Here is a 20,722-nt window from a genome sequence, read left to right on the forward strand (position 1 = left end):
CTTTCTGATGCCACGCGTTGGTCTTGCGTCGTCATTTAAGAATTTGTCAGCGGATTTTTTCAGCACCTCAGCGGTATTCTTCATCTCTCGGTGAATTTTGATGTTCATCGGGGAACTTCCATAAAAAATTTTGGCATCCTGAGTAATCAGGCCGTCAAACGACTTGATGTGGTGATTAATCAAGTCCAAAAAAGAGAAAATCAGGAATGAAGAAGAAAATCTGGAGCGCTGGGCTGGCCGCGCTGGCGATTTGCTCGTCGGCACAAGCTTTGTATATCGATGAGGCAACCTTCAAATCTTACGGCGGCGATGTATCGAACGTAGCGAACAGCATCAAGACGCACAACAACACATTGCGCTCGTTCAGTTACCAGGCGCCGTGGAGCGGCGTCGGTGATCTTGGCGGATGCACCGGAACGTGGCTCGGCGACAAGGCTGGCTGGAGTTACATCCTGACCGCCGCGCATTGCTCCGGGTATTCCGCAACCGAAACCTCGGTCAACAGGACGTTCACGGCGCCGGGTGGACGCGTGATCGCATCGGGCCAGGGCACCGCTTATGTACCGCCGCAGCGCGTCAACATACCGCAAGGCCTGGGCGGCGCGTCGACCGATATCGCCATTCTGAAATTGCCTTCACGCAATCCATTGCTCGACGCCGCGGGCAGGCCACTCGAGCGGCCCATTCTGAACGATGCGATGGATGAACAGGGCCGCGACGTCATCTACGTCGGTTACGGGGCCTGGGGTGTGGGCATGCAAGACAATGGTTTCTGGCCGCAGGACGGCGAGCGGCGCCTGTATGGCCGCAGTCGGATCGATCGCGTCTTCGAGTCGGACTACGGAATCGGCGCGGCGTACCAGCCAGTCGGGCCTTCACCGAGTTGGGCGCGCGTTGCGTCGGGCGACAGTGGATCGGCCGCGTGGCAGATTCGCGACGGCAAGGCGGTGATCGTCGGGGCGATCAATACCAACAGCGAATATGTCTCGAATGCCGCGCGCGTTTCGAAATGGGCGGGCTGGATCAAGTCGGTCTATCCGGACGCGCGCTTCCTGTCGAGCGAACAGCCGGAAGGCTGCATCGTCAGCCTCAATACGGGTGCGCGGTATTGCTTGCCGGTGGGGGCTTCGTCGGGCTACTCGCTACCTTCGTGGATCTACGCGAACGATGTCTACGTCGATGCCTCACCGGGCGCCGCGGTCACGCTTTCGGATTGGGACAACCTTTCCTACGCCCGGGTTGCGAACTTTATCGGGACTGTGGAGAACAGTGGGCTGAAAAGCGTGAAGGCGGCGAACGGGCAAATGCTCGATTTCTCGCAACCGCGTTCCATGGCTGTCGTGCGCGATACGACACCGGTCGGTTGTATCGTCAGCCTGGCGAGCGCCGCGAAGTATTGTTTGCCCGCGGGGCAGCGGTCGGGTTACGCGTTGCCCGCCTGGATCTATGCGCAGGAAGTGCAGGTGGAAGCTCCGCCGGGACTTGGGGTGATGCTATCGGACTGGGACAACCTTTCGTATAACCGGGTTGCGACGTTTCCCGGCCTGGTCCAGAACTGGGAGCTGAAAAAGGCAAGAGCATGGAACGGTGAGGACCTGGACTTCTCGCGGCCAAGGTCGATGCGAGTCGTTCAGCAGTAACACCGGATTGACGACGGGCCACGCGGCGCGCGCCGAGATGCGCGCTGGCTGCATGGCCCGAAGCGGTGGCGCGCTAACGACCGCGAATCACGCTACCTACCCATTGGCCAAGCCGTCGCAGAATTACTGCCGCGCGAGCCGCGCATTATCCGGCATCGGCAAATTGAAGTTCGTCCGAAACGGATTGATATCGAGCCCGCCACGCCGCGTATACCGCGCATACACAGCAAGCCGCTCCGGCTTGCACTCCCGCATGATGTCCATGAAGATGCGTTCCACGCATTGCTCATGAAACCCCGTATGTCCGCGGTACGAAACGATATACCGCAGCAACCCCGCATGATCGATCTGCCCGCCGTAATAACGGATCTGCACGCTGCCCCAATCCGGTTGTCCCGTCACCGGGCAATTCGATTTCAACAGATTCGAAAACAGCGTCTCATCCGTCGGTGCTTCGTCATGAGTCGCCTTCAGCAAGGAAGGATCGGGCGAGAAAACATCGCAATCGAGATCGAGACGGTCCAGCGACAAACCCTCGAATTCCTCCATCGCCAGCTTGCCGAAATCGCCGGGCGCCGCGAGCTGCACCGATACCGTCGCGCCGCAGATCGCGGACACATCGCGCTTGATGGCGGCGCGCACTTCATCGATGGAATCGAACGGCGTCTGCGCGAACGAGCCCAGATACAGCTTGAACGACTTCGACTCCACGATATTCGGCGAGTCCGCCGGCACGAAGAACGTCGCGACCGCGATCTGCGGCTTGCCGCGCCGGTTCAGCCACGACAATTCATAGGCGTTCCAGATATCCGTGCCGAAGAACGGCAGCCGCGCAGGCACGCCGATCGAATCGCGCGCGCGCTTGCGGTCGATCGGGAACAGCAGCGATGCGTCGTACTGTTCGGTGTAGTGGACGGGCTTGCCGAGCGGAGATTGGTCGGGTGTCATGATGCGTTCGCAATGCCGCTGAGAACGTGCCCCGTCGCAGTCACGACGCGAGCCGATTCGCAGTGGCGAATTTGATCGTCGAAGAAAAAGTCGGGCTCGAATTCGCGCAGGAATTCGCCCTTGTCGAGGCCACCCAGAAACATCGCTTCGTCGATTTCGATGTCCCAGGCCATCAGCGTGCGGATCGCGCGTTCGTGTGCGGGCGCGGAGCGCGCGGTGACGAGCGCGGTGCGGATGTGCATCGGCGACTTGCTTTCGTTGTCGTCGGCGATGCGCTGCAGCTTGTTCAACGCCGCCAGCAGCGGCTTCAACGGTCCGCCCGGAAGCGGCGAATCCTTCTTCTTCGTTTCGTGGCCGACGAACGCGCCGAGCCCTTCGCTTTGAAACACTCGCTCGGCTTCGTCGGAGAACAGAACGGCGTCGCCATCGAACGCGATGCGAATCTCGTCCGCATAACGGCTCGCTGCACGTGGCGTTTCCGGCAGCACGCGCGCAGCGGGAAAACCGGCGGCGAGCGCGGCCCGCACATCGTCCGGATTCGCCGACAAGAACAGCGACGCACGCAGCGGCTTCAGATACGCGAACGGCGAACGGCCGCGCGTGAACACGCCACGCTCGATCGCGAGACCATGTTCTCGGCACGAATGAAACGCGCGCAGACCGCTGATCGGATCGCTGCGCGAAAGAATCACCACTTCCACGCGCTGCTCGTCCGCGTTCAGCGCGAGCAGCTTGCGGATCAGCCCGAACGCGACGCCCGGTTTCGCGGGCGTCTCCAGCCGCGAGCGTTGCAACGCTTCGTATTGCGCGAGATCGCCCGTCTCGAAGACGCGGTTCTCTTCCTCGAAATCGAAGAGCGCGCGCGACGAAATCGCGACGACGAGCTTGTCTTCGAGCGTGAACTTCGGCATTGCCGCTTACGCCAGGAACAGCTTGTACACCGGGTTCGCGCCTTCGTCCCACCACGGATAGCCGAGCGTCGCGAGGAAGCGCTCGAACTCCGCGTTGTCCGACTGCGGCACCTGAATGCCGACGAGAATCGAGCTATAGTCCGCGCCCTGATTGCGATAGTGGAACAGGCTGATGTTCCATTCCGGCGCCATCGACGACAGGAATTTCATCAGCGCACCCGGGCGCTCAGGGAATTCGAAGCGCAGCAGGCGTTCGTCCTGCGCGAGCGGCGAACGGCCGCCGACCATGTAGCGGATGTGCTGCTTCGAGAGTTCGTCGTGGGACAGATCGACGGTCGCGAAACCATGCTCGATGAACGACGTCATCATCTGCGCCGTTTCTTTGCGCGACTTGATCTGCACGCCGACGAAGATATGCGCCGCGCTCTGATCGGCGATGCGGTAGTTGAATTCGGTCACGCTGCGTGTGCCGACGAGCTCGCAGAAGCGCCTGAAGCTGCCGCGCTCTTCGGGAATCGTCACGGCGAACACGGCTTCGCGCGCCTCGCCGACTTCCGCGCGCTCCGCGACGAAGCGCATGCGGTCGAAATTCATGTTCGCGCCCGACGTCACCGCGACGAGCGTCTTGCCTTCGATGCCTTCGCGTTCCGCATAGAGCTTCGCGCCCGCGACGGCGAGGGAACCGGCCGGTTCCAGCACGCTGCGAGTGTCCTGAAACACGTCCTTGATCGCGGCGCAGAGCGCGTCGGAATCCACGGTGACGACTTCATCGAGCAGTTCGTTGCACAGCCGGAATGTTTCCTCGCCAACGAGCTTCACCGCCGTGCCGTCCGAAAACAGGCCGACTTCGCTCAACGTGATGCGCTCGCCCGCTTCGATCGACTTCGCCATCGCGCAGGAATCCTCGGTCTGCACGCCGATCACCTTGATCTCCGGCCGCACCGCCTTGATGTACGCCGCGACGCCCGCCGCGAGTCCGCCGCCGCCGATCGGCACGAAGATCGCGTGAATCGGAGCCTGGTGCTGGCGCAGGATTTCCATCGCGATGGTGCCCTGTCCGGCGATCACGTCAGGATCGTCGAACGGATGCACGAAAGTCAGGCCGCGCTCTTCCTGAAGCTGCACCGCGCGCGCATAGGCGTCGCTGTACGACTCGCCCGCGAGCACCACTTCGACGGTCGGCCCGCCGTGCGCGCGGATCGCGTCGATCTTGACTTGCGGTGTCGTGGTCGGCACGGCGATCACCGCGCGGCAGCCGAGACGCGCCGCCGACAGCGCCACGCCCTGCGCATGATTGCCCGCCGACGCCGTGATCACGCCGCGCGCAAGCTCGTCCGCCGACAGATTCGCCATCTTGTTGTACGCACCGCGAATCTTGAAGGAGAACACCGGCTGGTTGTCCTCGCGCTTCAGGAACACGGAATTGCGCAGACGCGCCGACAGGATGCGCGCGGGTTCGAGCTCGCTCTCCCGCGCGACGTCGTACACGCGCGCGGTCAGCACTTTCTTCAGGTAGTCGGGATGTGTCATGCGAGGAATCGTCACGCGGCAATGGTGCGCGCGGTTTTTTGAGGGCGAAAGCATCAATCATAGCGCCAACCGCGCGCTTTCCGGGCACGCCATGCGTTTCGACCGTCCGGACGGTCGTGCAAAACAGCGTCGAAAATGACACGAACGCGTCGCGAATGCGCACGCAAATGCCCCTTCTCGCTGCTAGCAACCGCGAACGCGCGCCACCGCGATGGGTTAGAATTTCCTTTTACGAATCAGCAATCAGGATCGGCAGATGCACCGGCAGCTTCGGATCGATTTTTGGGCGCATGTCTCCCGCGCGTCGCACCCGGCGGCCGAGCGGCATGCGCGCCACGCGCGATCGTGGCGTTGATCCAGGGCACATCGAAGGCGCCGTGAATGGAGTTCACCTCGCTGAGTTCCGCGCTGCGTGACCCGGCGGCCTTCGCCAAGATAAGTTTCATTCGAAAATTTGCGCCCCCACGCGCATCGTCGGCGTTTCCGCTTTTCGAAGCGCGAGCGCCGGCACACCGAACCGTCGAACATGAACGCACCTCAAGCCTTCGATCCGAACGGCGCCCATGCCGCCTTGGCGCTCGATGCCGAGCCCCGTCTGCGCGAAATTCCCTATAACTACACGTCGTTTTCCGATCGTGAAATTGTCATGCGGCTCTTGGGCGACGAAGCCTGGGCCGTGCTCGACGAACTGCGCAACGAGCGCCGCACGGGCCGCTCGGCGCGCATGCTGTACGAAGTGCTCGGCGATATCTGGGTCGTGCGCCGCAATCCGTATCTGCAGGACGACCTGCTCGACAACCCGAAGCGACGCGCGCTGCTGGTCGAGGCGCTGAATCACCGGCTCGCGGAGATCGAAAAACGCCGCAGCGCCGATCTCACCGCCCACAGCGACGAAGCCGGCAGCCGCGAGCGCGCCGGGCGCGTGCAGTTGCTGATCGCCGCCGCGCGCCGCGCCGTCGACGATTTCGCCGCCGAGTTCGGCCGCATGGCCGACTTGCGCCGCCGCGCGTCGCGCGTATTGGGCCGCGAAACGCAGAAGGACAACATCAAGTTCGACGGCCTGTCGCGCGTGTCGCACGTCACCGACGCGACCGACTGGCGCGTCGAATATCCGTTCGTCGTGCTGACGCCGGACACCGAAGGTGAAATCGCCGGTCTGATCAAGGCGTGCTTCGAACTGGGCCTGACCGTGATTCCGCGCGGCGGCGGCACCGGCTATACCGGCGGCGCGATTCCGCTCACGCCGTTCTCCGCCGTCATCAACACGGAAAAGCTCGAGCAACTCGGTCCCGTCGAAATGACTGATCTGCCGGGCGTCGATCACAAGGTCGCGACGATTTTCTCCGGCGCGGGCGTCGTCACGCGGCGCGTCACGGAAGCGGCGGAGCAGGCGGGTTTCGTGTTCGCCGTCGATCCGACTTCGCTCGATGCATCCTGCGTCGGCGGCAATGTCGCGATGAACGCGGGCGGCAAGAAGGCCGTGCTGTGGGGCACGGCGCTCGACAACCTTGCGTGGTGGCGCATGGTCGACCCGGAAGGCAACTGGCTCGAAGTCACGCGTCTGGATCACAACTGCGGCAAGATTCACGACGTCGAAGTGGCGCGCTTCCGGCTCGACTGGTTCGACGGCAATCGTCCGCCGGGCGAGAAGCTTCTGCGCAGCGAAAACCTCGACATCACCGGCCGAACGTTCCGCAAGGAAGGGCTCGGCAAGGACGTCACCGACAAGTTCCTCGCCGGCCTTCCGGGCGTGCAGAAAGAAGGCTGTGACGGGCTGATCACGTCCGCGCGCTGGATTTTGCACAAGATGCCCGCGCACACGCGCACCGTCTGCCTCGAATTCTTCGGCCAGGCGCGCGACGCGATTCCGAGCATCGTCGAGATCAAGGACTATCTGTTCGAAACGTCGAAAGAGGGCGGCGCAATCCTGGCCGGTCTGGAGCACCTCGACGAACGCTATCTGCGCGCGGTCGGCTATGCGACCAAGAGCAAGCGCAATGCTTTCCCGAAGATGGTGCTGATCGGCGATATCGTCGGCAATGACGCCGATGCCGTCGCCGCCGCGACCTCCGAAGTCGTGCGCATGGCGAACGGCAAGAGCGGCGAAGGCTTCGTCGCGGTGAACGCCGAGGCGCGCAAGCGCTTCTGGCTCGACCGCTCGCGCACGGCCGCGATCGCGAAGCACACGAACGCGTTCAAGATCAACGAAGACGTCGTGATTCCGCTCAATCGCATGGGCGAGTACACGGACGGCATCGAGCGGATCAATATCGAGCTGTCGATCAAGAACAAGCTGCAACTCGTCGATGCGCTCGAAGCGTTTTTCCGCACCGGCAAGCTGCCGCTCGGCAAGACCGACGACGCGAACGAAATTCCCAGCGCCGAGCTGCTCGAAGATCGCGTGCAACAGGCGCTCGATCTGTTGAAACGCGTGCGCGAGCGCTGGACCTTCGTCGGCGAAAAGCTCGACATGCCTTTGCGCGAGGCGCAGCACTATCTCGTCAATCTCGGCTACGCGGCGCTTGCGGAGAAGTTCGCGGATCGCGTCGACGTGCAGCCGGACGCGAACATCTTCCACGTCGCGCAGGACCGCACGGTGCGCATCTCGTGGAAGCAGGAGATTCGCGGGGAACTGCGCCAGATCTTCAACGGCGGCGAATTCAAGCCGATCCTCGACGAAGCGCAGGCCATCCACAAGCAGGTGTTGCGCGGCCGCGTGTTCGTCGCGCTGCACATGCACGCGGGCGATGGCAACGTGCACACCAACATCCCCGTCAATTCCGACAACTACGCGATGCTGCAGGACGCGCATCACGCGGTGGCGCGCATCATGAAGCTCGCGCGTTCGCTCGACGGCGTGATCTCGGGCGAGCACGGCATCGGCATCACCAAGCTGGAGTTCCTGACCGAAGAGGAAATCGGCGATTTCCGCGCGTACAAGCAGCGCGTCGATCCGCACGGACGCTTCAACAAGGGCAAGCTGTTCGAAGGCGCGGACCTGCGAAACGCGTACACGCCGAGCTTCGGGCTGATGGGGTACGAATCGCTCATCATGCAGCAGTCGGATATCGGCGCGATCTCCGATTCGATCAAGGACTGTCTGCGCTGCGGCAAATGCAAGCCGGTTTGCGCGACACACGTGCCGCGCGCGAACCTGCTGTATAGCCCGCGCAACAAGATTCTCGCGACTTCGCTGCTGGTCGAAGCGTTCCTGTACGAAGAGCAGACGCGCCGCGGTGTGTCCATCAAGCATTGGGACGAGTTCAACGACGTCGCCGATCACTGCACGGTCTGCCACAAATGCGTGACGCCGTGCCCGGTGAAGATCGATTTCGGCGATGTCACGATGAACATGCGCAATCTGCTGCGCAAGATGGGCAAGAAGAAGTTCAACGCGGGCAACGCGGCGGGCATGTTCTTCCTCAATGCGACCAATCCGCAGACCATCAATCTCGCCCGTACCGCGATGATGGGTGTCGGCTACAAGGCGCAGCGTTTCGGCAACGACGTGCTGAAGAAATTCGCGAAGAAGCAGACGGCGAAACCGCCCGCGACGGTCGGCAAGCCGCCCGTGGTCACGCAGGTGATCCACTTCATGAACAAGAAGATGCCGGGCAATCTGCCGAAGAAGACGGCGCGCGCGCTGCTGGATATCGAAGACAACAAGATCGTTCCGATCATCCGCAATCCGAAGACGACCACCGTCGATTCGGAAGCCGTGTTCTATTTCCCCGGCTGCGGTTCGGAGCGTCTGTTCTCGCAAGTCGGGCTCGCGACGCAGGCCATGCTGTGGGAAGCGGGCGTGCAGACCGTGCTGCCGCCAGGCTATCTGTGCTGCGGTTATCCGCAGCGCGGCTCCGGGCAGTACGACAAGGCCGAGAAGATCGTCACGGACAATCGCGTGCTGTTCCATCGGGTCGCGAATACGCTGAACTATCTCGATATCAAGACCGTGGTCGTGTCGTGCGGAACCTGCTACGACCAGCTCGCGGGATATGAATTCGAGAAGATCTTCCCGGGCTGCCGGATCATCGACATTCACGAATTCCTGCTCGAGAAGAACATCAAGCTCGACGGCGTGACGGGCACGCGCTACATGTATCACGACCCGTGTCACTCGCCGATCAAGACGATGGACCCGGTGAAGCTCGTCAACGATCTGATGGGTTCGCAAAACGACGGCTACAAGATCGAGAAGAACGATCGCTGCTGCGGCGAGTCGGGCACGCTCGCGGTTACGCGGCCCGATATTTCGACGCAGGTGCGTTTCCGCAAGGAAGAAGAGATCCGCAAGGGCGCGGCCAGGCTGCGCGGCATTCCGCTCGTCGCGGAAGCGGGCGCGAACGCGATCAACATGTCGAACGCGGCGGCCGGCGCGGCGGGCGCGCAACCGGGCTCGGTGCTCAAGGCCGGCGACGGCCCGCAACCGAATGGTCAGGACGTGAAAATTCTCACGAGCTGCCCGTCGTGCCTGCAAGGCCTGTCGCGCTACAACGAGGACGCCAACATCGAGGCGGACTATATCGTCGTGGAAATGGCGCGCAAGGTGCTCGGCGAGAACTGGATGGAACAGTACGTCGAACGCGCGAACAATGGCGGTATCGAGCGCGTGCTGGTGTAATAGCGAAATCGAGGTTTGATTCGCTAGAGGTTTGAGATGGACTGTGTGTTTTGTCGTGAAGACGGCGGCGAGGTACTCTGGTCGGACGACGCGTTGCGCGTCGTCCTTGCCGATGAGCCCGACTGGCCGGGCCTGTGCCGCGTGATCTGGGGCGCGCATGTCGCCGAAATGTCCGATTTGTCGGATGGCGACCGCGCGCGCGTGATGACGGCGGTGAACGGCGTCGAGCGCGCGATGCGCCGCGTGCTGGTGCCGGAGAAGATCAATCTCGCGAGCCTCGGCAATCAGGTGCCGCATGTCCACTGGCACATCATTCCACGCTTTTCCAACGACTCCCGCTTCCCTCTGCCGATCTGGGCGCCGCGCCAGCGCACGGTCTCCGAATCGCAGCTATCGAAGCGCCGCGCGCAGGCGACGCTCTTGCGCGAACAGGTGCGCAACGAGCTGAACCAGGCGTTCGGCCATCAATAAGGCAAGACCATGAGCGGACTCACTTCAACGACGCCGATTCCCACCGGCGTCGTCGTGCATTCGAAATCCCGCGTGCTCGAACTGCAATACGGCGACGAGTCGTATCGCGTGCCGTTCGAGTTGTTGCGTGTCTACTCGCCTTCCGCCGAAGTTCAGGGCCACGGACCGGGCCAGGAAACGCTGCAGACCGGCAAGCGCGAGGTGACGATCATCGGCATCGATCCGGTGGGGCATTACGCGCTGCAACTGAATTTTTCGGACGGCCACAATACGGGCATCTATTCTTGGGACATCCTGCACGACCTGGCGACGCGCCAGGAAGACTTGTGGCGCGAGTATCTGGGGAAACTGGAAGCCGCGGGCGTGGACCGCGATACGCCGATGGCCGCCAAGCCGTCCGGCGGCCATTGCCACTGAGCATCAACGCCGCGGCATAACGCCGCATGGGCGGCGCGACGATTGCGCATACATAGAACGAACAACAGGCGAGGAAAGAGCGCGATGAGCAAGACCCACTTCGGATACGAAACGGTCGACGAGCAGGACAAGGCGAAGAAAGTGGCGGGCGTGTTCCACTCCGTCGCGGGAAACTACGACTTGATGAACGACCTGATGTCCGGCGGACTGCATCGGATCTGGAAGCATTTCACGATCGGGCAGGCCAAGGTGCGGCCGGGCTACAAGGTGCTGGATATCGCGGGCGGCACGGGCGATCTGGCAATGGCCTTCGCCAAACAGGCAGGCGAAACGGGCGAAGTCTGGCACACGGACATCAACGAATCGATGCTGCGCGTGGGCCGCGACCGGCTGATCGACAAAGGCGTGCTGACGCCCGCGCTGCTGTGCGACGCCGAGAAGATTCCCTTCCCGGACAATTATTTCAATGTCGTTACGGTTGCTTTCGGACTTCGTAATATGACGCACAAGGATCGTGCGTTGGCGGAAATGACGCGTGTGCTCAAGCCGGGCGGAAGATTGCTGGTTCTGGAATTCTCGAAAGTGTGGGAACCGCTCAAAAAGCCGTACGATATCTACAGTTTCAAGATTTTGCCGTGGCTTGGCGAAAAAGTGGCCAAAGATGCGGACAGCTACCGGTACCTGACGGAGTCTATTCGCATGCACCCGGACCAGGAAACTTTGAAAACAATGATGGAACAAGCGGGCCTGGATCGAGTCGAATATTACAATTTGTCAGGTGGCGTGGTAGCGTTACACGTCGGGACAAAATTTTGATGTTCCACTCTCAAAAGGATTCGATATGTTCGATTCGCGCAAACCCCAATCCCGGGGTTTCCTGAACCTCTTCTTCAGGAAGGCCGGAATCTTGGCGCTGGCTGGCGTTATTGCGGCCGGCGCAATCTTCGCGGAAACGGCGGAAGCCAAGCGCATGGGCGCTGGCCGCAGCATGGGCCGGCAGTCGGCCACGGCGACGCAGCAGCATCAGGCGACGCCGCCATCGCAATCCATGCAGCAGGGGCAGGCCGGTCAGGCGGCGCAGGCTCAGCGCGCGCAACCCGCACCGGCTGCGCCAGCAGCGGCGCAACCCGCGCGTAATCGCTGGTTGGGGCCGATCGCCGGTCTCGCGGCGGGTCTGGGTATCGCGGCGCTGCTGTCGCACTTCGGGCTGGGCGAAGCGTTCGCCGGCGCGATGGCCAACATGATCATGATCGCCTTGATCGTGCTGGCGGCCGTCATGCTGTTCCGCTTCATCATGCGCAAGCGTCAGGGCAATAACACGCCTGCGTACGCCGGCGCCGGTTCAGCCTCGGGTTCGCCGTATGGCGCGACCACGCGCACGAGCCTGAATCAGGATCCGCCGCAAGTGCCGCAGCAGCCGACGGGCTTCGGCGCGAATTACATCGAATCTCCGGTGCAGCAGCAGGCCGTGAATCCGAACGTGCCGGCCGGCTTCGACACAGACGCATTCGTGCGTAACGCGAAGGTCTACTTCGTGCGGCTGCAGGACGCGTGGGATCGCGGGAACGTCAACGACATCCGCGAATTCACGACGCCCGAAATGTTCGCCGAAGTGAAGCTCGACGTCGATGCCCGCGGCAGCGCGCCGAATCGTACGGATGTGGTGCAGCTCAACGCCGATCTGCTCGGCGTCGAGGATCGCGCGAACGAGTATCTCGCGAGCGTGCGCTTCCACGGGCTCATCCGCGAGTCGGAAGGTGCGGCGGCCGAGCCGTTCGTCGAGGTATGGAACCTGTCCAAGCAGAAGTCCGGCAACGAAGGCTGGCTGCTGGCAGGGATTCAGCAGGTCAGCTGAGCCTGACCGCGCCCTCGGCCGAATGGCCGGGTGTCGGCAACCGTCAGTGTGTTTGCCGGTTGCGGCGGTAGAATAGAAACCCGCGCGAGAAGCGTCTCGCGCGGGTTTTTTCATCTCACAGCCGATGACGAACGCAGACGAATCCGCCCGTCCCGCAGCAAATCCCGCCTTGAAGACCGTATCCAGTGGATTCGCGGCCGCCGTGAATCATCTGCTCGTGCGCGAGCCATGGGCGCTCGAGCGCTTGAAGCCTTATGCAGGCAAGCGAGTGAAATTGTCGTGCACGCCGGTTTCGATCGCGCTCGTGGTGCAACCCGACGGCCTCTTCGCGGCAACCACCGACGCCGAGGCGGGCGCATTCGATGTGACGATCGCCGTGCTGCTCGATGCGCTGCCTGTGTTTCTGCAGGGCGGGCAAGCGGCGGTGATGAAGCATGTGCGGATCGAAGGCGACGCGGAATTCGCAACGACGCTCGCAAAACTCGCGGAGCATCTGCGCTGGGATCCCGAAGAAGATCTGGCGCGCGTGATCGGCGATGCACCCGCGCATCGCGTGGGACTCGTCGCGCGGGCGGTGCAGGAGCAGGCGCAGCGCACCGGGCGGAATCTGCTGGACACTTTCACCGAATATTTCCTCGACGAGCGCCCGCAACTCGTGCGCAAGAGCGCGCTCGACGCGTTCAACGCCGAGCTTTCGAGAACGCGCGATGCGCTTGCGCGCGTCGAAAAGCGCATCGAGAGGATCGAACAACAAACCGGACAACCGTCCGGACAACCACGGCCGGCGAGCGGCGCCTCAGCGCGATCCGGCGGCGAGTCAGTGCGCGACTCGCACGAATAACGAGCTGAAGCGAATTCGAACCATGCGTTTTCTGCGTTTTCTCAAGATTTTTTTCACGATCGTCCGCTTCGGGCTCGATGAGCTGGTGATGAGCGGTATCGACGATCGTCGCGTGCGCCTTCTCATGCGCATCACGACCTTCGGCCGCAGGTTCGACATCGAACGCGGAATCCGTCTGCGGCTCGCGCTGGAAAGCCTCGGACCCATCTTCGTGAAGTTCGGCCAGGTGCTGTCGACGCGGCGCGATCTTTTGCCCGTCGATGTCGCCGATGAACTCGCCAAGCTTCAGGATCAGGTTCCGCCGTTCGATTCGGCGGTGGCGGTGTCCATCATCGAAAAGTCGCTCGGTGCGCCGATCGACGAACTGTTCGACGATTTCGAGCGCGTGCCGGTGGCGAGCGCGTCGATCGCGCAGGTGCATTTCGCGAAGATCAGGAACGGCGAGCATGCGGGCAAGGCCGTCGCGGTGAAAGTGCTGCGTCCGGGCATGCTTCCCGTGATCGACTCCGACCTCGCGCTGCTGCGCGATATTGCGACGTGGGCCGAGCGTCTGTGGGCGGACGGCCGGCGCCTCAAGCCACGCGAAGTCGTGGCGGAATTCGACAAATATCTGCACGACGAGCTCGACCTGATGCGCGAGGCCGCCAATGGCAGCCAGTTGCGCCGGAATTTCCAGGGCCTCGATCTGCTGCTCGTGCCGGAGATGTACTGGGATTTGTCGGCGCCGACGGTGCTCGTCATGGAGCGCATGGTCGGCGTGCCGATCAGCCAGGTGGAGACCTTGCGCGCGGCCGGCGTGGATATTCCGAAGCTCGCGCGCGAAGGCGTCGAGATTTTCTTCACGCAGGTGTTCCGCGACGGCTTCTTCCACGCCGACATGCACCCCGGCAACATTCAGGTGAGCCTCGATCCGGCGACCTTCGGGCGTTATATCGCGCTTGACTTCGGTATCGTCGGGGCGCTGTCGGACTTCGACAAGAATTATCTCGCCCAGAACTTCCTCGCGTTCTTCAAGCGCGACTATCACCGTGTCGCGACGCTGCACCTCGAATCCGGCTGGGTGCCGCCGAGCACGCGCGTCGAGGAACTGGAGAGTGCGATTCGCGCGGTTTGCGAGCCGTATTTCGATCGCGCGCTGAAGGACATCTCGCTCGGGCAGGTGCTGATGCGCCTGTTCTCGACGTCGCGCCGCTTCAACGTCGAGATCCAGCCGCAACTCGTGCTGTTGCAAAAGACGATGCTCAACGTCGAAGGGCTGGGGCGCTCCCTCGATCCCGAGCTCGATCTGTGGAAGACGGCCAAACCGTATCTCGAACGCTGGATGAACGAGCAGATCGGCTGGCGCGGCTGGTACGAGCGCCTGCAGATGGAAGCGCCGCAGTGGAGCAAGACCATTCCGCAGTTGCCGCGGCTGATTCACCATATCCTGGCGGAGCAGCACGATTCGCCGAAGAGCGGCAGCGACGAACTCATGCGGATGCTTCTCGCCGAGCAGAAGCGCACGAACCGCCTGCTCGTGACGCTGCTCGTCGCCGGTCTGGTCGCGATGGCGGGCGCGGGTGTCGTGGTCGCGCAGTTCTTTCTTCATCCCTGAAGGCCGACATCATGAGCGATCCGACGAATCCCGATGTTCCCGATTTCGAAAACCGCGATCCGAATTCGCCAGGGTTCTGGGACGAACGCTTTGGCCAGCAGTTCACGCCGTGGGATCAGGCTGGCGTGCCCGAAGCGTTCAAGGCCTTCGTCGCGTCGCGCAATGCGCAGAATGTGCTGATTCCCGGCTGCGGCAGCGCATACGAAGCGCTTTATCTGGCCGAGCGCGGCTGGCCGGTGCGCGCGATCGATTTCTCCGCGGGCGCCGTCGAGGCGGCGCGCGCGCAACTCGGCGCGCATGCGGGCGTCGTCGAAGAGGCGGATTTTTTTGCTTACGAGCCGCCTTTCTCACCCGATTGGGTCTACGAGCGGGCCTTTCTGTGCGCGCTGCCGAAAGTCCGCTGGCAGGATTACGCCATCCGGATGGCAGCCTTGCTGAAACCGGGCGCGCTGCTCGCCGGTTTCTTTTTCATCGGATCGACACTGAAAGGGCCGCCGTTCGGCATCGAGCGTGGCGAACTGGACGCGCTGCTGACGCCGCACTTCGAATTGATCGAAGACCGGGAGGTGAGCGGCTCGATTCCCGTATTCGCCGGCCGCGAACGCTGGATGACCTGGCGACGTATCTGAACCGGCCATCTTGAAATCCTTCGACGGCGCCCCGATATATGGGGCTCAAGCTTGCGCGCGTCGTCCCGAGATTGGCGGGTCGAGTTTGCGGCTATAATTCAAGGCTTTGCAAGCGTCGACAGATCATTGTAGGAAGAGTGCCATGCCGATTTACGCGTACCGCTGCGCACACTGCGGCCACGAAAAAGACGTGCTTCAGAAACTGAGCGATGCGCCGCTCACGCAATGTCCCGCCTGCGGAAAGGACGCTTTCTCGAAGCAGGTGACCGCCGCCGGATTCCAGTTGAAAGGCTCCGGCTGGTATGTCACCGATTTCCGAAGCGGCAACAACGGCGCGAAGGGCAACGCGGCGAACGCGCCGGCGGCGAAATCGGATGACGCTTCTTCGTCCGGCTCCGGCAGCTCGAATTCGGGCGACGCAACGCCGGCCAGTACTACGTCATCGTCGGATGCCGCCAAGCCTGCTGCGGGCGCGTCCGCATCGTCGGACGCAGCCTGAAACGCCGGGTCGCCACGTCCGCCTGGCCATATGTCGCGTAGATGACCTCGCCGACCGCGCAATTGGGCGCGGCTCGCCTGCCAAGCCGGATCTTCGACACAGTCGAGCCGGCGCAGCCTCCGCCCCGTGTAAATGACGACAAAAAAGACTACGCTGAAATCCGTGTTCCTCACCGGCCTGCTCGTGCTGGTGCCGCTCGCGATCACTTTGTGGGTGCTGGGCCTCGTCATCGGGACGATGGACCAGACGCTTCAGCTCCTGCCGGAATCGTGGCAGCCCGAGCGCGTCGTGGGCTTCCATCTGCCGGGCGTCGGCGCCGTGCTGACGATCGCATTCATTTTCATCGTCGGACTGCTGACTCAGAATTTCGTCGGCCAGAAGCTCGTGAAATGGTGGGACGCCATCCTGAGGCACATTCCGGTGGTCGGGCCGCTGTACACGAGCGTCAAGCAGGTGTCCGACACCTTGCTCTCTTCGAGCGGTAACGCGTTCCGCAAGGCGCTCCTGATCGAATATCCGCGCAAGGGCTCGTATACCATTGGCTTTCTGACAGGCATTCCGGGCGGCGACGTGCTGAACCACCTCGACGAAGAGCACGTGAGCGTCTACGTGCCGACGACGCCGAACCCGACATCCGGCTTCTTCCTGATGATGCCGAAAAGCGAAGTCGTCGAACTGGACATGACCGTCGACGCCGCACTGAAGTACATCGTCTCGATGGGCGTGGTGGCTCCCGCCCCGAGCGCGCCGGCGCCGGTCGCGCCCGCCCGCCGCCCCACCGAGCCGCCGATGTAATGCCGGCACGCGCGAGCCAGGAGTCCGCCGAACGAAAGAGCGAGGCCCGAACGCGCGAGCCGTTGATCAACGAACAACGAAAGACACAACATCATGTCGATGCGATCTGAATACTGCGGTCTGGTGACCGAGGCCCGCCTGGGCCAAACCGTTTCGCTGTGCGGCTGGGTGCATCGCCGCCGCGACCACGGTGGCGTTATCTTCATCGACTTGCGCGATCGCGAAGGGCTCGTTCAGGTCGTCTGCGATCCGGACCGCGCCGAGATGTTCAAGGTGGCCGAAGGCGTGCGCAACGAGTTTTGCGTGCAGGTGAAAGGCGTCGTGCGCGACCGTCCTGAAGGCACGGTCAACGCGAACCTCACGAGCGGCAAGATCGAAGTGCTGTGCCATGAGCTGACCGTGCTGAACGCATCGGTCACGCCGCCGTTCCAGCTCGACGACGACAACCTCTCGGAGACCACGCGACTCACGCATCGCGTGCTCGACCTGCGCCGTCCGCAAATGCAGAAGAACCTGCGCCTGCGCTATCGCGTCGCGATGGAAGTGCGCAAGTATCTCGACGCGCAAGGCTTCATCGACATCGAAACGCCGATGCTGACCAAGAGCACGCCGGAAGGCGCGCGCGATTACCTCGTGCCGTCGCGCGTGAACGCGGGTCAGTTCTTCGCGCTGCCGCAGTCGCCGCAGTTGTTCAAGCAGTTGCTGATGGTCGCGAACTTCGACCGTTACTACCAGATCACCAAGTGTTTCCGCGATGAAGACCTGCGCGCCGACCGTCAGCCGGAATTCACGCAGATCGACTGCGAAACCTCGTTCCTGACCGAGCAGGAAATCCGCGATCTGTTCGAAGAGATGATCCGCCACGTCTTCAAGGAGACGATGGATGTCACTCTGCCCGCGAAATTCCCGGTCATGCTGTATTCGGAAGCGATGCGCCGCTTTGGTTCGGACAAGCCCGATCTGCGCGTGAAGCTCGAATTCGCCGATCTCACGGATGCCGTGAAGGACGTCGACTTCAAGGTGTTCAGCATGCCGGCCAACTCGAAGGACGGCCGTGTCGCTGCGCTGCGCGTGCCGAAGGGTGGCGAGCTGTCGCGGGGCGACATCGACGGTTACACGGAATTCGTGCGCATCTACGGCGCGAAGGGCCTCGCGTGGATCAAGGTCAACGACAAGTCCCGTGGCCGCGACGGCCTGCAAAGCCCGATCGTCAAGAACCTGCATGACGCGGCGCTCGCGGCGATCATGGAGCGCACGGCGGCGCAAGACGGCGACATCATCTTCTTCGCGGCGGATCGCGCGAAGGTCGTGAACGACAGCCTCGGCGCGCTGCGCCTGAAGATCGGCCATTCGGAATTCGGCAAGACGACCGGCCTGCTCGAAACCGGCTGGAAGCCGCTGTGGGTCATCGACTTCCCGATGTTCGAGTTCGACGAGGAAGAGAACCGCCACGTGGCCGCGCATCATCCGTTCACGAGCCCGAAGGACGAGCACCTAGAGTATCTCGAAACCGATCCGGGCCGCTGCCTCGCGAAGGCATACGACATGGTGCTGAACGGTTGGGAAATCGGCGGCGGTTCGGTGCGTATCTTCCAGGAAGACGTGCAGAGCAAGGTGTTCCGCGCGCTGAAGATCGGCGCGGAAGAAGCGCGTCTGAAGTTCGGCTTCCTGCTCGACGCGCTCCAGTACGGCGCGCCGCCGCACGGCGGTATCGCGTTCGGTCTGGACCGCATCGTCACGCTGATGTCCGGCGCCGATTCGATCCGCGACACGATCGCGTTCCCGAAGACGCAGCGCGCGCAGGATCTGCTCACGCAGGCGCCGAGCGAAGTAGACGAGCGCCAGTTGCGCGAGTTGCACATCCGTCTGCGTCAGCCGGAGCAGAAGGCGCACTAAGCAGCTTTCGTTGTCGATGTGATGAAAAAGGCGCCGAGTGCGCCTTTTTCGTTTTTTGCGTTACAGTCTTTGGGCACAGACAAACAATGAAACGCGCGTTCACCAAGACATGCAGAAGCCGCCAAAAATCCCCGAATCCGTGCTGGTCGTCATTCATACGCCGGAGCTCGATGTGCTCATCATCGAACGCGTGGATCACAAGGGCTTCTGGCAATCGGTGACGGGCTCGAAGGATCGCATCGACGAACCGTTCGTCGAGACCGCGGCGCGCGAGGTGCAGGAAGAGACGGGCATCGTGATCGGCAGCGCGCTCGTGCCCGAGAACGCGCTGCTCGACTGGCATCACAGCATCGAGTACGAGATCTATCCGCAATGGCGGCATCGCTACGCGGAAGGCATCACGCGCAACACCGAACATCAGTTCAGCCTGCTCGTGCCACATTGTCTCGAAGTGACACTCGCGCCGCGCGAACACACCGCACACTTGTGGCTGCCGTTTCGCGAGGCCGCCGACCGATGCTTCTCGTGGTCGAACCGGGAAGCCATCCTGCAATTGCCCGAGCGCCTCGCGGCGCATAGCCGATGATCGGACTGCGTCCGCGGCGCAGTTTCAAGCGGTTGCGCCAGGCGCTGTTCTCGGGCCGCCGCCCGCCGCGCTTTTGCTTCACGTCCGGCAATCACGTGCGGCTCTTCAAGGGCGGCGTGCAATTTTTCCCGGCGCTGATCGAGCGGATCGACAACGCGCGCAAATCGGTGTCGCTCGAAACCTACATCTTCGCCAACGACGATATCGGCCGCGCCGTCTCCGATGCGCTCGTGCGCGCGGCCGAACGCGGCCTGAAGGTGCGTGTGATCACGGATGGCATCGGCACGGAAAGCAATCTGCCGATGTTCAAGCTCTGGCAGGAGCGCGGCGTCGATCATCGCATCTACAACCCGCATCTGCTGTTCGGGCCGCTCGGCTTCTCGCGCACGCATCGCAAGCTCGCGCTGATCGATGAAACGTACGCGTTTTGCGGCGGCATCAATATCGTCGATGACTACGATCAGAACGGCACGCGTCTCGAACGGCCGCGCTGGGATTTCGCGATGGAGGCGCAAGGCGCCGTCGTCAAGGACGTGCGCGAAGCATTCGACCTGCAATGGCAGCGGATTCGGCTGGGCGTGAAACCGCGACAGCCGACACAGCCGGCCTGCGAGCAGCAGGAAAGCGAAAGCGCGCGCGCGCCTGGCCGATGGAACGCCCGCCGCGCGATGCTGGCGCGCCGGCGCGCGCGGCTAGGTGAAATCCACGCGGTCGACCAGCCGTGCGTTGCGTTCGTCGCGCGCGATAACCTGCTCAATCGGCGCGCGATCGAAAAGGCGTATCTTCGTGCAATCGCGCACGCAGAGAGCGAAGTGTTGCTCGCGAATCCTTACTTCATGCCGGGGCGCAGGTTGCGGCGCGCGCTGGTCAATGCGGCCGGGCGCGGCGTGCGCGTGTCGCTCGTCATCGGTCGTAAGGAATTCGTAGCGTTGGACTACGCGACGCCGTTTCTCTACGGCAACCTGCTGAAGCACGGCGTGAGGATCGCGGAGTACGAGAAGACGATGCTTCACGGCAAGGTCGCGGTCGTCGATGCGGACTGGGCGACCATCGGCTCATCGAACCTCGACGCGCTTTCGCTCGTGCTCAACAACGAGGCCAACATGGTGCTCGTGAATCATCCCGAAATCGGCGGATTACACGACGCCATTCTTCAGGCATTTGATGAAGGCCGCCCGATCGATGAAAAGCACTATGCGTCGCGGCCTGTTACGGAGCGAGCGCTTAATTGGCTGGCCTACAACACTTACCGCGTGATGATGAAAATGATCACCATTGGTCAGTACGATTAACCTGCTATTTCGCATCGATTGCGTAAAAATACTGGTCAGCAGGCATCATTGGAGAAAGGTTCCCACGAATCGGGAACTCGGGCAGTCACTTACAGGCAGTCCGTACATAAAACGCGACAATGGGCTCGGACATCGTTGAGATTTATCCTATAGACATGTCCTAGCGTTTTAGAAACGCGTATCTAAAAATCTGCTTG

General features: G+C 62.4%; 17 protein-coding genes. 14 read left to right on the forward strand and 3 right to left on the reverse strand.

Going from position 1 to position 20,722, the window contains the following annotated elements:
• Positions 1–206 precede the first annotated feature (206 nt).
• A complete protein-coding gene (locus tag IAG25_RS26370) occupies positions 207–1,640 on the forward strand; it encodes a trypsin-like serine protease (RefSeq protein ID WP_187607460.1) in 1,434 nt (477 codons plus the stop codon).
• 123 nt (positions 1,641–1,763) lie between these two features.
• On the opposite strand, the gene queF is transcribed toward IAG25_RS26370, so the two are convergent.
• The 3 genes from queF to ilvA are packed head-to-tail and all read right to left on the reverse strand — an operon-like array spanning position 1,764 to position 5,029.
• Entirely contained in the window at positions 1,764–2,588 is an 825-nt protein-coding gene (gene queF / locus IAG25_RS26375) for an NADPH-dependent 7-cyano-7-deazaguanine reductase QueF (RefSeq protein ID WP_187607461.1), read from the reverse strand.
• Positions 2,585–3,499 (reverse strand): 5'-nucleotidase, encoded by a 915-nt coding sequence (locus IAG25_RS26380; protein ID WP_187607462.1) that lies wholly within the window; start codon positions 3,497–3,499, stop codon positions 2,585–2,587. The genes queF and IAG25_RS26380 overlap by 4 nt, the downstream gene beginning before the upstream one ends.
• A gap of 6 nt (positions 3,500–3,505) precedes the next feature.
• Positions 3,506–5,029, reverse strand: a complete 1,524-nt coding sequence (gene ilvA / locus IAG25_RS26385) for a threonine ammonia-lyase, biosynthetic (protein WP_035497941.1) — start codon at positions 5,027–5,029, stop codon at positions 3,506–3,508.
• Positions 5,030–5,555: 526 nt separating this feature from the next.
• Between ilvA and IAG25_RS26390 the strand changes: the two genes are divergently transcribed.
• The 13 genes from IAG25_RS26390 (at position 5,556) to IAG25_RS26450 (ending at position 20,525) form a co-directional block, all read left to right on the forward strand.
• Positions 5,556–9,650 carry a DUF3683 domain-containing protein gene (locus IAG25_RS26390; protein WP_187607463.1) on the forward strand — a complete coding sequence of 1,365 codons (4,095 nt, stop codon included), beginning with the start codon at positions 5,556–5,558 and terminating at the stop codon, positions 9,648–9,650.
• A gap of 36 nt (positions 9,651–9,686) precedes the next feature.
• Positions 9,687–10,121 (forward strand): HIT family protein, encoded by a 435-nt coding sequence (locus tag IAG25_RS26395; RefSeq protein WP_035497633.1) that lies wholly within the window; start codon positions 9,687–9,689, stop codon positions 10,119–10,121.
• A gap of 9 nt (positions 10,122–10,130) precedes the next feature.
• The gene (locus IAG25_RS26400; protein WP_187607464.1) at positions 10,131–10,538 is read left to right on the forward strand and encodes a gamma-butyrobetaine hydroxylase-like domain-containing protein; all 408 of its coding nucleotides are present in this window, start codon (positions 10,131–10,133) and stop codon (positions 10,536–10,538) included.
• Between the two features lie 84 nt (positions 10,539–10,622).
• On the forward strand, positions 10,623–11,354 hold the full coding sequence (gene ubiE / locus IAG25_RS26405) for a bifunctional demethylmenaquinone methyltransferase/2-methoxy-6-polyprenyl-1,4-benzoquinol methylase UbiE (protein WP_187607465.1): 732 nt from the start codon (positions 10,623–10,625) through the stop codon (positions 11,352–11,354).
• 25 nt (positions 11,355–11,379) lie between these two features.
• Entirely contained in the window at positions 11,380–12,393 is a 1,014-nt protein-coding gene (locus IAG25_RS26410) for a Tim44 domain-containing protein (RefSeq protein WP_187607466.1), read from the forward strand.
• A gap of 169 nt (positions 12,394–12,562) precedes the next feature.
• Complete coding sequence (locus tag IAG25_RS26415; protein WP_187607467.1) at positions 12,563–13,234, forward strand: ubiquinone biosynthesis accessory factor UbiJ; 672 nt, start codon at positions 12,563–12,565, stop codon at positions 13,232–13,234.
• Positions 13,235–13,256: 22 nt separating this feature from the next.
• Complete coding sequence (ubiB, locus tag IAG25_RS26420; protein ID WP_187607468.1) at positions 13,257–14,828, forward strand: ubiquinone biosynthesis regulatory protein kinase UbiB; 1,572 nt, start codon at positions 13,257–13,259, stop codon at positions 14,826–14,828.
• An 11-nt stretch (positions 14,829–14,839) separates the two neighbouring features.
• Positions 14,840–15,457, forward strand: a complete 618-nt coding sequence (locus IAG25_RS26425) for a methyltransferase domain-containing protein (protein ID WP_187607469.1) — start codon at positions 14,840–14,842, stop codon at positions 15,455–15,457.
• Positions 15,458–15,599: 142 nt separating this feature from the next.
• Positions 15,600–15,956: an FmdB family zinc ribbon protein gene (locus IAG25_RS26430; RefSeq protein ID WP_187607470.1), complete on the forward strand. Its 357-nt coding sequence runs from the start codon at positions 15,600–15,602 to the stop codon at positions 15,954–15,956.
• A 132-nt stretch (positions 15,957–16,088) separates the two neighbouring features.
• Entirely contained in the window at positions 16,089–16,751 is a 663-nt protein-coding gene (locus IAG25_RS26435) for a DUF502 domain-containing protein (protein ID WP_187607471.1), read from the forward strand.
• Between the two features lie 93 nt (positions 16,752–16,844).
• The gene (gene aspS, locus IAG25_RS26440; RefSeq protein WP_187607472.1) at positions 16,845–18,647 is read left to right on the forward strand and encodes an aspartate--tRNA ligase; all 1,803 of its coding nucleotides are present in this window, start codon (positions 16,845–16,847) and stop codon (positions 18,645–18,647) included.
• A 109-nt stretch (positions 18,648–18,756) separates the two neighbouring features.
• The gene (gene nudB / locus IAG25_RS26445) at positions 18,757–19,233 is read left to right on the forward strand and encodes a dihydroneopterin triphosphate diphosphatase (protein WP_187607473.1); all 477 of its coding nucleotides are present in this window, start codon (positions 18,757–18,759) and stop codon (positions 19,231–19,233) included.
• Positions 19,233–20,525: a phospholipase D-like domain-containing protein gene (locus IAG25_RS26450; RefSeq protein ID WP_375336541.1), complete on the forward strand. Its 1,293-nt coding sequence runs from the start codon at positions 19,233–19,235 to the stop codon at positions 20,523–20,525. The genes nudB and IAG25_RS26450 overlap by 1 nt, the downstream gene beginning before the upstream one ends.
• The last annotated feature ends 197 nt before the right edge of the window (positions 20,526–20,722 follow it).

The sequence above is a fragment of the Caballeronia sp. EK genome, assembly GCF_014384845.1.
Taxonomy (GTDB): Bacteria; Pseudomonadota; Gammaproteobacteria; order Burkholderiales; family Burkholderiaceae; genus Caballeronia; species Caballeronia jiangsuensis.